This is a genomic window from Nonomuraea sp. CA-143628 (assembly GCF_050942315.1).
Taxonomy (GTDB): domain Bacteria; phylum Actinomycetota; class Actinomycetes; order Streptosporangiales; family Streptosporangiaceae; genus Nonomuraea.
Window position 1 is genome coordinate 1102961 of record NZ_CP192072.1, and the last position, 13275, is coordinate 1116235.

9 protein-coding genes and 1 tRNA gene are annotated in these 13275 nt (G+C 70.8%); 3 read left to right on the forward strand and 7 right to left on the reverse strand.

The window, feature by feature from the left end; translation table 11 throughout:
- The first annotated feature begins 10 nt into the window (after positions 1-10).
- The gene (locus tag ACQP2T_RS05285) at positions 11-994 is read left to right on the forward strand and encodes an aldo/keto reductase (protein ID WP_433515054.1); all 984 of its coding nucleotides are present in this window, start codon (positions 11-13) and stop codon (positions 992-994) included.
- Here ACQP2T_RS05285 and ACQP2T_RS05290 read toward each other — a convergent pair.
- The 7 genes from ACQP2T_RS05290 to ACQP2T_RS05320 all read right to left on the reverse strand — a co-directional run bounded on the left by ACQP2T_RS05290 (position 991) and on the right by ACQP2T_RS05320 (position 9678).
- A complete protein-coding gene (locus tag ACQP2T_RS05290; RefSeq protein WP_433515055.1) occupies positions 991-2169 on the reverse strand; it encodes a vWA domain-containing protein in 1179 nt (392 codons plus the stop codon). The genes ACQP2T_RS05285 and ACQP2T_RS05290 overlap by 4 nt on opposite strands.
- Positions 2170-2172: 3 nt before the next feature.
- The gene (locus ACQP2T_RS05295) at positions 2173-3375 is read right to left on the reverse strand and encodes an AAA family ATPase (RefSeq protein WP_433515056.1); all 1203 of its coding nucleotides are present in this window, start codon (positions 3373-3375) and stop codon (positions 2173-2175) included.
- Positions 3376-3386: 11 nt separating this feature from the next.
- Positions 3387-5075: an ankyrin repeat domain-containing protein gene (locus ACQP2T_RS05300; RefSeq protein ID WP_433515057.1), complete on the reverse strand. Its 1689-nt coding sequence runs from the start codon at positions 5073-5075 to the stop codon at positions 3387-3389.
- Positions 5072-6901, reverse strand: a complete 1830-nt coding sequence (locus tag ACQP2T_RS05305) for an ankyrin repeat domain-containing protein (RefSeq protein WP_433515058.1) — start codon at positions 6899-6901, stop codon at positions 5072-5074. The genes ACQP2T_RS05300 and ACQP2T_RS05305 overlap by 4 nt, the downstream gene beginning before the upstream one ends.
- The gene (locus ACQP2T_RS05310) at positions 6898-8031 is read right to left on the reverse strand and encodes a gala protein (RefSeq protein ID WP_433515059.1); all 1134 of its coding nucleotides are present in this window, start codon (positions 8029-8031) and stop codon (positions 6898-6900) included. The genes ACQP2T_RS05305 and ACQP2T_RS05310 overlap by 4 nt, the downstream gene beginning before the upstream one ends.
- Positions 8031-9572 (reverse strand): SDR family NAD(P)-dependent oxidoreductase, encoded by a 1542-nt coding sequence (locus tag ACQP2T_RS05315; protein WP_433515060.1) that lies wholly within the window; start codon positions 9570-9572, stop codon positions 8031-8033. Before ACQP2T_RS05315 ends, ACQP2T_RS05310 begins: the two co-directional genes overlap by 1 nt.
- Before the next feature lie 34 nt (positions 9573-9606).
- A tRNA-OTHER gene (locus ACQP2T_RS05320) sits at positions 9607-9678 on the reverse strand.
- Positions 9679-9794: 116 nt separating this feature from the next.
- Here ACQP2T_RS05320 and ACQP2T_RS05325 point away from each other — a divergent pair.
- Both ACQP2T_RS05325 and ACQP2T_RS05330 read left to right on the forward strand, forming a co-directional pair.
- The gene (locus ACQP2T_RS05325) at positions 9795-11456 is read left to right on the forward strand and encodes an alpha-amylase family protein (protein WP_433515061.1); all 1662 of its coding nucleotides are present in this window, start codon (positions 9795-9797) and stop codon (positions 11454-11456) included.
- Positions 11457-11509: 53 nt separating this feature from the next.
- Positions 11510-13252 (forward strand): bifunctional metallophosphatase/5'-nucleotidase, encoded by a 1743-nt coding sequence (locus tag ACQP2T_RS05330; protein ID WP_433515062.1) that lies wholly within the window; start codon positions 11510-11512, stop codon positions 13250-13252.
- The last annotated feature ends 23 nt before the right edge of the window (positions 13253-13275 follow it).

Below are 13275 nucleotides of genomic sequence, written 5' to 3' on the forward strand. Positions count from 1 at the left end.
GATGAACCACATGAAGACCCATGAACTTGGAAACGACCTGACGGTCCCCGCGATCGGTTTCGGCGCCATGGTGCTGTCACCCGGCGTGTACGGCGACATCGACGACACCCGCGCGGAAACGGCGCTCAAGGCGGCGCTCGACGCCGGAGCGGTACACATCGACACCAGCGACGCCTATGGCGTGAACGGCCACAACGAACGCCTGGTCGGCCGGGCGATCAAGGGGCGGCGTGATGAGGTGGTGGTCGCCACCAAGTTCGGCCTGGCCATCCCGGAGGGTGAGGCGAGCAGGTCGCACCCGGTGGGCTACGCGTTCGGCGAGCTGCGGGTGAACGCCGAGCCGAGGCTGGTCCGCCAATACGCCGAGCGGAGCCTGCGCAACCTGGACACCGACGTGATCGACCTCTATTACCTGCACTACGTGGACCCGGGCGTACCGATCGAGGAGACGGCCGGGGCGATGGCCGAGCTGGTCGAGGCCGGCCTGGTCAGACACCTCGGCCTGTCGAACGTGACCGCCGACGAGCTGCGCAGGGCGCACGCCGTGCACCCGGTGACGGCCGTACAGAACGAGTGGTCGATGTGGCGCCCGGTCGATCCCGACCTCCTCAAGACGGCCCGCGAGCTGGGCGTGGGGATCGTGGCCTGGAGCCCGCTGGGCAACGGCTTCCTCACCGGCACCGTACAGCGGCTCGGCGAGGGCGACTTCCGGCACAACGCGCCCCGCTTCTCGGCCGACAACCTGGCGAGCAACAACGACCGTTATGCCCCGATCAGGGACCTGGCCACGCGCCTGGGCATCACCCCGGCCCAGCTGGCGCTGGCCTGGCTGCTGCACCAGTACGAGCACGTGGTGGCCATTCCGGGCAGCCGCACGCCGGCGCACATCGAGGAGAACCTGGCCGCCGCCGACCTCGTCCTGCACCCCGACACGCTGGCCCGCGTCGACGAGGCGCTCGCCGGTTTCGAGGTGACAGGCGGCACACTGCTCTAGCCCGCGACAGGAATGCGGACGGCCTCGACCCAGGCGGGCGGGGACGGCGGATCCGCGCCGATGAGCGCGGCGATGAGGCGGGCCGACGACGGCGCGTCGGGCCACGGAGTGAAGCCATCGGTCAGCACGATCACGACGCCGGGCCGTTCGGGCAGGGCGAGGGCCGCGCTGATGCCGACCCGCATGTCCGTGCCGCCCCCACCGGCGAGATTCACCTGCTGCGCGGACGTCACCCGAGCAGCGGTCTGCACATCGGCGTCACAGGCGAGCACCGTGACCCGATTACCGCCGACGCCGACCTCCCGCAGTACACCGGTGACCTCGGCGAGGGCCGCCGCGAGCTCGTCCTCGCCCATGGACCCCGAGGTGTCGATGACGATCGCGACGACCGGCAGCGGGCGGCGCAGGCTCGGCAGCACGATGCCGCGCAGTGCGGCGGTGCGGCGGGACGGGCGGTGGTAGGTGTAGTCGACCGCCCCGGCGGCCCAGGCGACCGCCTCCCGTACGGCGCCCGCGAGCACCCGGCGCCAGTCGACCGTCGGCTCCAGGATCTGCTCCGCCCAGCGTTGCCAGCCGGCCGGGAGGCTGCCGCGGTTGCGCTGGTGGGCGCGCATCGCCTCAGCGGTATGCCGGCGCAGAGCCTCGGACTCGACCGTGCTGACGCCGCCCGGCCCGCCGTCACCGGTGATCTCCCAATCGCCCGGTGAGCCGTGGGCGCCGGAGCCGCAGTCGGAGCAGGCGGCGGACGGCGGCAGTCGCGGGAGGTACTCCTCGAACAGCCGTCCGGCCGTCAGCCCGAAGGTGCCGGGTTCCACCCGGCCTTCCGGCAGTGCCAGCCCGTCGGCGAGCAGGTCATCGTTGATCTCGCAGTCCTGGGCGACGTTCACGCGCAGCCGGTCGCGCTGGTCGGTGGCCGGCAGCCGGTCCGCACGGCCGTGGTGGTCGCGCAGCACGTGAGAAACCTCATGGATCCATACGCCCGCGAGCTCGGGAACGGGCGTCGCCGCGACGAACGCCGGTGACACGTAGCACCGCCAGTGCCGGTCGACGGCCATCGTCGGCACGCCGCTGGTCGGCACGACCGTCAGCGAGTAGAGCGCGGAGGCGAGGTACGGCCGGTCGCTCGCGGCGCGGTAGCGCGCGGCGAGCAACTTGACTCGGTCGAATTCGGCCACGGGTCAGGAGGCGCTCGGCAGCGCGCCGGACAGCTGGAGCAGATCGAGGAACGCGTCGATGCCGCTCGGCACCGGCCAGTCGGTGTCGCGCATCGCCGCGAGATCCCCGGCGGCCCGGGCCGCGACGTCCGGTACACCGGCGTCGACGGCCTTTGCCAGCACCGCCCAGCCGGCCTCCCAGCGCCGCCGCGTGAGGTCGCTCTGCACCGCTGAGACGATGGCCGTCAGGAAGGCGAGCTGCCGGTCGCCCCTCTCCGGTAGTGCGAAGGCGGCCGGATTGGCCAGAACGCGGTCCGGGTCGGGCAGGTCGAGCTGTTCGAGGTAGGCCAGCAGCTCCAGACCCGTGCCGTCGCCCACCGCGCCGATCACCGCGGCCGCGACCGCCTTCTGGTCGGCGCCGGCGGCGTACCCGACCGCCAGCAGGCGCAGCACCATCTCCCAGGTACGCGGCGACGGCCAGGCGCGGCCCCGGCTCTCCGCGTCGCCGGGCAGATGATGGGCCAGGCCGGGCCGTGCGGTGAGGAACCCGGAGACCACCCCGCGGGCGCGGGCGACCGCGCTGGGCACCCGAGCCGGGTCGATGAGCGGCAGGGGTACGGCCGGCCAGGTGCCGGCCATGCCTCGTGCGACCGTTCGCGGGTCGTGCGTCCACTGCAGGTGGACGAACCGGTTCGCCAGTGGCGGGCTGAGGTGCCAGCCGTCCGCGGCGCTGGACGGCGGGTTGGCGGCGGCGACCACACGGACCGGCTCCGGGAGTGACAGGCTGCCGACCCGGCGTTCGAGGACGACCCGCAGCAGCGCCGCCTGGACGGCAGGGGGAGCGGAGGACAGCTCGTCGAAGAACACGATGCCGCGCCCGGCCGTGGCCAGCCGCACCGCCCAGTCCGGCGGGGCCATCGGTACCCCGGTGGTGGCCGGATCATCACCGATGATCGGAAGGCCGGCGAAGTCGGAGGGCTCGTGCACGCTCGCGATCACCGTCTCCAGCGGGACGCCGAGCCCGGCGGCCAACTGCTGGAGGCCGGCGGACTTGCCGATCCCCGGCTCGCCCCACAACAGCACGGGGAGGTTCGCCGACACCGCGAGCGCCAGCGCCTCCAACTGCGGGTTCGCGGCCGGCTCCGTCCGCTGGGAGCCGAGCCGGCGGACCAGTTCGTCGGCCGCGGCCAGCGGGTCCGGTGTGAGGTTCTCATCGGTGACGGTCAATGTTCCTCGTCCTAACGGTCCCGGTCCAGCAGGAAGTCCAGGTCGGTGCGCTTGAAGGAGCGGATGAGCTGGGAGAGCGACTGGCCCATGTCGTCGGTGACGTCGGGGTTCGCTCCGGCGGCCAGCAGCGCCCGGACCAGCGCGACGGAGCCATTGGCCACGACCGCCACGTGCAGCGCCGTGCGCCGGTTGTGGTCCACGGCCTCGAGGTCGACCCCGGCCGCCAGCAGGCGCGGCAGCAGGACCTCGTGGTCCAGGTGGATCAGCGCGTGCAGGAGCGTGCGGCGGCGACCGTCACGGAAGCGCGGGTCGACCCCGGCGTCGAGCAGCCTGAGCACTCCCGGCGTGTCACCGTGCTGAGCCCGGCTGTACAGCTCCCGCTGCTGCTCCCGCAGAGCTTTCGGCAGCCGCCCCTCGCCGGAGGACACTGTCCGCGCCACGGCGAAACAGCCGGCGACCGCGCCGCCGAACGCCCGCATCGCCTGTTCACGCCGCTGCTCGTCCGCGCTGTGCGGCACCCGTAACGCGCCGTCCTGGAAGCACACCTCGTGCCACTCACCGCGGCAGCGCACCCGAACCGGGGACGGGGGCCGCGGATCCGGCGGTCCGACCGGATCGGTGGGGTCCGCACGCATCGGGAAGAGCGCGTTCCGGACCAGCGGATGCAGCCGGTCCGGATCCGCGTCGTCGTGACGGAGTACGTCGAGGTCCGGCAGCCGCCGCCAGCACGCCTCGGGCAGCACCGGGGTGCCGGAGGTCTCCTCGGGGTCGATGATCCGGATCCGCAGTTTGTCGGTCCACCTGCCGCGTTCGAGCAGCAGGGAGCTGCGGTAGGAATGCGGAATCTGGAAGCGACGCCCAAAGCCCTCGCGGATGAGCAGCAGGATCTCCGGCTTGAGCCTGGTCAGCGCCAGCGGGAGTTTCTCCAGGACAGGCAACGGATCGATCGCACCCCAGTGGTGCTGGAGCGGTGACGGATCCAACGCGATTCCCGCCGCGGCGAACGCCGCCTCGACCTCCCCTCGCTCATGCAGCAGGGTCACCCATTCGGCGTGGGCCGGCGGGTCGGCGGGACCGGGGTCGGCCGTGGGCAACTCCTCGGCGGCGCGCCGGGTCCCGTCCGCGTTGAAGAACGGCGGCCGGTTTCCGCCGCCGTGGCGTTCCAGCAGCGCGCCGGTGTGCCGTACATCCCACAGGTGCCGCAGCGTGGTCCAGTTGTGCCGACGATCGCCCGAGCTGACGGCATCGTCGATGCGGCCGAAGCACAGGAGTAGCCGCTGTGGCCCATCCACCATCGTTGGCGTGGTGACGTACAGATACCGCGCGCCCCGGTAACCGCCCAAGGTCACCGTCTGGCCGGTGCGGATCGTCGTACGTCCGTCCAGGACGCGCGGCAGATGCCAGCGCAGCAGGTCCGGAGCGAAATGGCGGAGGTCGTCCTCGACGGCGGCCGCGACGGCGCCCCCATGCTCCCGGGCGATGTCGGCCAGGTCGAACGCGACGTCGACGTTCGCGGCGGCGCAGGCGCCACGCCAGTCGCCGGCGAGCCGTCGCTCGGTGGCCCGCTCGATCATCCACCGGGGAACGGCGTACCGCAGGATCCGCCGTCGGCTCGACGCCTCGTCCGGTGGGTACGACGGCGTGCGGCGCGGCGTTGCCTCGGCGGTGGGGTCGGGGACTGGCGTGCTGACGGCGTTCACCGGTCCTCGGCGAGTTCCGGATACTCGCGTTCGATCCGATCCGTGATGAAGTCCAGGTCATCGCGATAGAGCAAGGTGAGCAGGCCATAGAGCGAGACGGGCTCGCCATGGATCTCGCCGGTCAGGTCGATCCGCGCCCCCGCGGCGAGCAGCGCGTTGATGAGCGCCACCGAACCGTCCCCGCAGATCGCGGAGAACAGCGGCGTGCGCTGATTCTCATCTCTGGCATCGATGTCCACTCCCGCCGCCAGGAGCCGCCCGAGCAGACCATCATGGTCGAAGTGGGCCGGCTCGGCCCCTCCACGGCCGTGCACCCTTGGATCGACGCCGGGGTCGAGCAGGTGCAGCATGTGGAGCAGGGTGCGCTGTCGGCCATCACGGACGCGTGGATCCACCCCGGCGTCCAGCAGCCGTAGGACTCCCGGGAGGTCGCCGTGCTGGGCCCGCGCGAAAAGGTCCCGTCGCTGGTCGAGCAGGGCCTTGGGCAGCCGTCCTGTTCCGGACGTCCACGTGTGCCGTGCGGCGAAGCAGCCGGCGATCGCGCCCCCGAACACTCGCATGGCGTCCTCCCGCTGCTGCTCCTCCGCGCTGTGCGGGATGTGAAGGGCTCCGTCGCGGAAGGACACCTCGTGCCACTCGCCGCGGCAGCGGATCCGGGCCGGCTTCGGGAGTTCCGGGTCGGCCGGCTCCACAGGAGCGTCCTGGCTCGGGAACAGGGCCTCGCGTACGAGCGGATGGAGCCGCTCCGGCGGATAACCGTCCCGCAGCAGGTCAAGGTCGGGCAGGCGGCGCCAGCATGCCTCGGGGAGCACCGTGTCCGCGGGCTCCGCGCCTATCTCGAATTTGACGAGTCGGACGCGCAGCCCCGCATCCGATCCGTCGGTCTCGAACAGGACCGCCGCGTACTGTCGGTACGGAAGCCAGAAACGGTCGGTTCCCACTGCGGCCGCAAGGCGACGGATCTCCGACTCCACCCGGGTCAAGGCAAGGGGTATCCGCGCGAGAACGTCGAGCGGATCAACGCGATTCACCTGGTAATAGGGCTCGACCTCGAGCGGCGCGGTGTCCAGATCGATGCCGGCGGCCGCGAACGCCGCTTCGACCTCGCCGCGTTCGTGCAGCAGCGTGACCCACTCGGTCAGCGACGCCGGGTCAGCGCGGCCAGGGTCGGCCGTGGGCAGCTCGTCCGCCCCGCGCGGTGTGCCGTCGCCGTGGAAGAACGGCACCCGCGCCTTGTCGCCGCCGCAGCGTTCACGCAGGTCGTCGGCATGGCGCACATCCCACAGGTGACGCGACGAGCTCCAGTCCTGGGTGACGTTGCGCCAGAACGCGCAGTACGCCCAGTCGGTCTCCAGATAGGTGTCGTCCTGGTGGTCAACCGACCCGACGTGCAGGCGCAGCCGCTGCGGGCCGTGGGCCATCCAGCGGGGCGTCTGGAGGTACAGGTACGGGGCGTCTGAGGCCACACCCAGCCGCCCCAGGACCATCACCTGGTCGGGCACGATCGTCGTACGCCCGCGCTCCAGGCGGGGCAGGTGCCAGCGCAGCAGGTCAGGGGCGAAGTTGCCCAGGTCGTCCTCGAGCGCCGTGGCGACGGCGGCGCCGTGATCGTTCGCGATCTCGGCCAGGTCGAAGGTGACATCGACGTTGGCGGCGGCGCAGGCGCCACGCCAGTCGCCGGCGAGCCGTCGTTCGGTCGCCTGATCGACCATCCACGAGGGGACCGCGTACCGCCGGATCCGCCGCAACCGGGACGCCTCGTGCGGCGGATACGAACGGGACGGCGTACGAGGTGGCAGACCGGCCGGTGAGGGCGCCGCGCTCACCGGTAGAGGCTCCCGATCGCGTGCAGGTCCGGATGGGTCCGGGCGGCGGGACGGAGCCGCGGCGCCAGCGCCCGCTTCACCTGGCGGGGCACGCCGGGGCCGAACCCGACGTATTCCAGCCGGGTGTCGTCGGGAACGGCGGCCAGCAGGGCCTTGGCACCACGGCCGGTGATCCCGGTCCGGCGCAGCTCCAGCCGGCGCAGTGGGCTGCCGGGCAGAGCCGCGGCCAGCACGGCCGCGCCCGTGTCTCCGGTGACGTTCGCGGGTGCGCCGAGGCTCCGCTCCGATGGCGGACGTCCCAGGTCGAGTGCCTCGATGCCGCTGAGCGCGTCGGCCAGCGCGCGTGCGCCGTCCGGCCCGATGCCGTTGCCACCGAGGCCCAGGCGCACCGGCCGGGCCGGGTCGGCCACCGCGGCGAGCGTGGCCGCGCCGGCGTCGCCGAGATGGTTCGCCGGAAGGTAGAGCTCGCGTACCCCGGCGTCCCGGATGAGCGCGGCCAGCAGGTCGGCGGACTCCGAGCCCAGCCCGTTCCCGCCCAGGAACAGCCGCTCGACCGGGTTCGGCCGCTCGGTGAGCACGACCAGCAGCGCCCGCAGTCCCTCCCGCGTGAGCCCGGTGTTGACCAGGTCGAGAGTGCGGATCGTGGTGTTCCGGCGCAGCATCGCGGCGAGGGCGCGGACTCCGTCGTCGCCCACCGGGTTCCGCTTGAGCCACAGGGCGCGCACGGTGGTGTCCGTGGCCAGTCGAGCGGCGAGCGCCTCGGCGCCGGCCGCGTCGATGCGGTTGCAGCCGAGGTAGAGAGTCTCCAGGCCGTGGCCGGGAACGAGCGCGTCGGCGATGGTCCGGGCGCCGTCGTTCCCGATGGCGTTGGTGCCCAGCAGCAGATGGACGGCGTGCGGCGAGGCCACCGTGGCCGGGAGCAGCCGCGCCGTACCAGCCGGGCCGAGGCCCTGCTTGCACAAATCGACTCGGCCGTCGGGCCGTACGGTGCCGAGCGGGAAGGTCTCGTCGGCCGCCACCGGGGTCGGTGCGGCCAGCCGGGCGACCAGCGGACCCAGGTCCGTCAGATCGGCCGTCGGTACGTCAAGGTGCTCGATCGCGGGGCAGCGTACGGGCGTCGGCTCCATCATCACCAATCCACCGGTCGGTAGTCCTTCAAGAACAGGCCGGACATCCGGTTCCCGCCTACACCACGCACGATCGGGTCGTAGACCCGGGCGGCGCCGTCGATGACGTCCAGCGGCGGGCGGAATCCGGCCTCCCGCTGCGCGGTCTTGTCCGGATGGGGGCGTTCGTCGGTGACCCAGCCGGTGTCGACGCTGTTCATGTAGATGCCCGAGGCCGCGTAGTCCGCGGCGGCGGTGCGGGTCAGCATGTTCAGGGCGGCCTTGGCCATGTTGGTGTGCGGATGGCGGACGGTCTTCTGCTCCCGGGAGAAGCTGCCCTCCATCGCCGAGACCTGTACGACGTACCGGTCCGGCCACGGCGAGGACTCCAGCAGACCGCGCAGCCGGGACGTCAGCAAGAACGGCGCGAAGGAATTCACCAATTGGACCTCCAGCCACTCGGCCGGGTCCACCTCGTGCAGCCGGAGACTCCAGCTGTTGCGATCGCGCAGGTCCAGCGGCTGACCGGTCTCGTCCGTCCGCCCGGCGGGGAACAGCGCCTCCAGGGCGTCCCGCCGCGTGACAGCTTGCCCGGAGCCCGCTGGAGTCGCGACCGCTGGCACGGGTTCCGGCCGCGCGGCGACGGCGGGCGCGACCGTTCCCGACAAGTCCGCCACGTCGGTCTGCGCCGCCGTACCCGATAAGTCCGCCACGTCGATCCGCGCGGCCAGGCCGCTCAGCGGCGCGCGCTCCGCCGCGCGCACCTCGCGGTGGTACGCGCCGGGTCGGCGGATCGTCTGAGCCGCATTGTTGACGAGGATGTCGAGATGACTGAACCGCCGCTGAACGGACTCCAGCAGCCCCGCGACGGCCGCCAGATCGAGCAGGTCGACACCGTGGACGTGCACCCGGTCCAGCCATGCTTCGGCGTCGGGCACGGCCGCGAGCCGACGGGCGGCATCTCGCGGGTAGCGGGTGGTGACCAGGACGTCCGCTCCGTCGCGCAGCAGCTTCAGCGTCAGCTGGAAACCGATCTTCACCCGCCCCCCGGTCACGATCGCCCGGCGGCCACGTAGATCGCAGCGGGCGTGCCGACGGGCCAGGTTCTCCTCGGCGCAGTCCGGGCACAGCAGGTGGTATTCCGGATGTACCTGCTGGTAGGCGGACTTGCAGACATAACAGCGTCGCGTGCCCACCAGCGGGCGCCGGGTCGGCGCGGACCGGTCACCCGGCTCTGCGGAACCGGCCTGATCCTGGGGGCCCGTCGAGGCGGCCGGCGGGACGGGCGCGGGGGATGGATCCTGCTCTCGATAGCGCGTCGTGGCCGCCGTGGCCTCGTGGTCGCGTCGCCTGCGCTCGGCGTGCCGCGACGCCTTCCGGGTCTTCTTCCCCGCCCGGTACAGGTGCGCCGCGGCCTCGTGCACGGCCGCCCATCGAGGATCAGCCGGATCCGCCGCGCGTGCCTGGGCCATCACCCGCAGGCAGGCCTCGACCTCGGCCGGGTTGGGGAGGGTTCCTGATTCGGGCGGCGGTGTCCCGGTCAAGTCAGGATCGACGACCGACACCCACACCCCCACCGATGACGTCCACGATTTAGGGCAAGGCTGGTCGGATTCGAACCGACGTCCTCCAACCTGCTGTAAGGCGCGACGACCTCTGCGCTACAGCCTTGCCGCTGGAGATCTTAGCGAAGAGTACGGACATTCCATGGCCACAACGGATGTGTGGGACCTGTCCGGCGTATGCGGCGCTGAATGTGTGCGCCGTCGCTGGGTAGCGGTGGCGCCATGCGACTGACGTACACCTCTGATCTGTGGTGGAAGAACGCCGTTGTCTACTGTCTGGACGTCGAGACCTTCAAGGACGGCAACGACGACGGGGTCGGCGACTTCCGGGGGCTCACGCAGGAGATCGACTACCTCGCGGGGCTCGGGGTCACCTGTCTGTGGCTGATGCCGTTCTTCCCCACCCCCAACAGGGACGACGGCTACGACATCACCGACTTCTACACCATCGACCCGAGGCTCGGGACGCTGGGCGACTTCGTGGAGTTCATGCGGACCGCCAAGGATCGCGGCCTGCGGGTGATCGCGGACCTGGTCGTGAACCACACCTCCGACCAGCATCCCTGGTTCATCGCGTCGCGCTCCAGCAAGAAGTCGCCGAAGCGCGACTGGTACGTCTGGTCGGACAAACCGGAACCCGACGATCCCAAGCAGGTGGTCTTCCCCGACAAGGAGGACAGCATCTGGCAGCTGGACACCTCCACCGGCCAGTACTACCTGCACAGCTTCTACCGCCACCAGCCAGACCTGAACGTCAGCAACCCCGAGGTCCGCGATGAGATCGCCCGGATCCTGGGCTTCTGGATGGAGCTCGGGCTGTCGGGGTTCAGGGTCGACGCCGTGCCGTTCCTCATCGAGAACGTCCACCCCCAACTGGCCGACCCGCACGAGTTCCTGGCGGACCTGCGCGCCTTCATGACCCGGCGCGAGGGCGCCTCGGTGCTGCTCGGCGAGGTCAACCTGCCCTACAAGGGCCTGCTCCCGTACTTCGGCGACGGGCTCGGCGACCAGCTCACCATGTGCTTCGACTTCATCGGCATGCAGCGCGCGTGGCTGGCGCTGGCGCGCGGCGAGGCCGAGCCGCTCGCCGACGCGCTCAGCTCACGTCCCAAACCGCCCAAGGACTGCCAGTGGGCGATGTTCCTCCGCAACCACGACGAGCTGACGTTGGACAAGCTCACGGACAAGGAACGCCAGGAGATCTTCCAGGCGTTCGGCCCCGAGGAGGACATGCAGATCTACGGCCGTGGCCTGCGCAGACGCCTGCCGACCATGATGGGCGGGGACATGCGCCGCATCAAGATGGCCTACAGCCTGCTCTTCTCCCTCCCCGGCACCCCGGTCATGTTCTACGGCGAAGAGATCGGTATGGGGGAGAACCTCAAGGCGGAGGGCCGCATGGCCGTACGGACACCGATGCAGTGGTCACCGGACGGCGGCTTCACCCGAGGCACCCCCGAACGCGCGATGCCGGAGGCCGCCTTCGCGCCCGCGCGGATCAATGTGGCCGACCAGAAGCGGGACAACGACTCGTTACTGCGCTGGTTCCAGCTGCTCATCGAGCGCTACCGGGAGTGCCCCGAGCTGGCCTGGGGCGACTGTACGGTGCTGGAGACGGCCGATCCGGCGATCCTGGCGCACCGCTGCGACGCCGATGGCGCCACGGTGGTGGCGATCCACAACCTCGGCGAGACCGCCCAGGACGTGGAGCTGAAGCTGGTGGGCCTGGAGACGAACACCCTCACGGACCTCCTGGTGGACGGGACGCTGGAGGTCTCGGAGGAGGGCGTGGCCCGGCTGACGATGGACCCGCACGGCTGCCGCTGGCTGCGCGCCTCCCCGAAGGAGGTCCCCGCCGAGGACGCCTCGGTCAAGTCCCAGTGATGTGACGAGGGTCCGTGATCCATGGGTTACTTGCCGCATTTAATGTCCACGCCATGCACACCATGAAGCTTGGGGCCGTCGCGCTGATCGCGCTGGCCCTGATGGGCGTACCCGCGAACGCGACCGGTGACAAGACCGTCACTGTCACCGTGATGGGCACCTCCGACATCCACGGCAACGTCCTCAACTGGGACTACTACAAGGACGCGGCCTACGCCGACAGCGCCGGCAACAACGTCGGCCTGGCCAAGGTGTCGACGCTGGTCAACAAGGTGCGAGCGGAGCGCGGCGCCGGCCGGACGCTGCTGTTCGACTCCGGTGACACCATCCAGGGCACCCCGCTGGCGTACTACTACGCCAAGGTCGAGCCGATCACCAGGAACGGCCCGGTCCACCCGATGGCCAAGGCCATGAACGCCATCGGCTACGACGCCGTCACCCTGGGGAACCACGAGTTCAACTACGGCCTGCCCCTGCTGGCCACCTGGATCCACCAGATGAAGGCCCCGGTGCTCGGCGCGAACGCCGTCAGCGCGAAGACCGGCCGGCCCGCCTACCTGCCGTTCGTGATCAAGACCATGAACGTCAAGGGCGACAAGCCGGTCAAGGTGGGTGTGCTCGGCCTGACCAACCCGGGTGTCGCGATCTGGGACAAGGCGAACGTCGAGGGCAAACTCCGCTTCACCGACCTGGTGGCGTCGGCCAAGAAGTGGGTGCCGATCATCCGTGGCCTGGGCGCCGACGTGGTCGTGGTGACCGCGCACGCGGGCGACAACGGCATGTCGTCGTACGGCGGCGACCTGCCCGTGGAGAACGCCTCCGCGATGGTCGCGGAGCAGGTGCCGGGCATCGACGCGGTGCTGTTCGGGCACGCGCACAACGACGTGGCCCAGCGGTTCGTCACGAACCAGGCCACCGGCAAGCAGGTCCTGCTCACCGAGCCGAGCAAGTGGGGCCAGCGCCTCAGCGTGATCGACTTCCAGCTCGCCAAACAGCGCGGCAGATGGACGGTCACCAGCAAGTCCTCGGCCACGCTCAACACGAACACGGTCGCCGAGGACCCGAAGATCACCGCCCTGCTCAAGCCGCAGCACGACGCCACGGTCGGCTACGTCAACAAGGTCGTGGCCAAGTCGTCGGAGCAGCTCTCGGCCGCCGAATCGCCCTACAAGGACACCCCGATCCTCGACTACATCCAGCAGGTCCAGGTCGAGACCGTCAAGCAGGCGCTGCCGGACAACCAGCTCCCGGTCCTGTCGATCGCCGCGCCGTTCAGCCGCACCGCCGTCTTCCCCGCCGGCGACATCCGGGTGCGTGATGTGGCCGGGTTGTACGTGTACGACAACACGCTGCTGGCCGTGAAGCTGACGGGCGCCCAGATCAAGGACTACCTGGAGTACTCCGCCAAGTACTTCAACCAGCTGGCTCCCGGCGACCCCGTGGACGTCGCCAAGCTCACGAACGCCGGCAACACGCCGGACTACAACTACGACCAGCTGTCGGGCGTGTCGTACGACATCGACATCGCCAAGCCGGTGGGCCAGCGGATCGCGAACCTCACCTACGAGGGCGCGCCGGTGCCGGCGGACAAGGAGTTCGTGGTCGCGATCAACAACTACCGGCAGTCGGGCGGCGGCGGGTTCCCGCACGTCGTGGGCGCGCCGGTCCTGTACAACGCCCAGGTGGAGATCCGCCAGGCGCTGATCGACTACGCGACCGCGAAGGGCACGATCAACCCATCCGACTTCGCCGCCACCAACTGGCGCCTGACGCGTGACGGCGCGCCGGTCTTCTGACGTACGGCTCTTCTGACGTACGG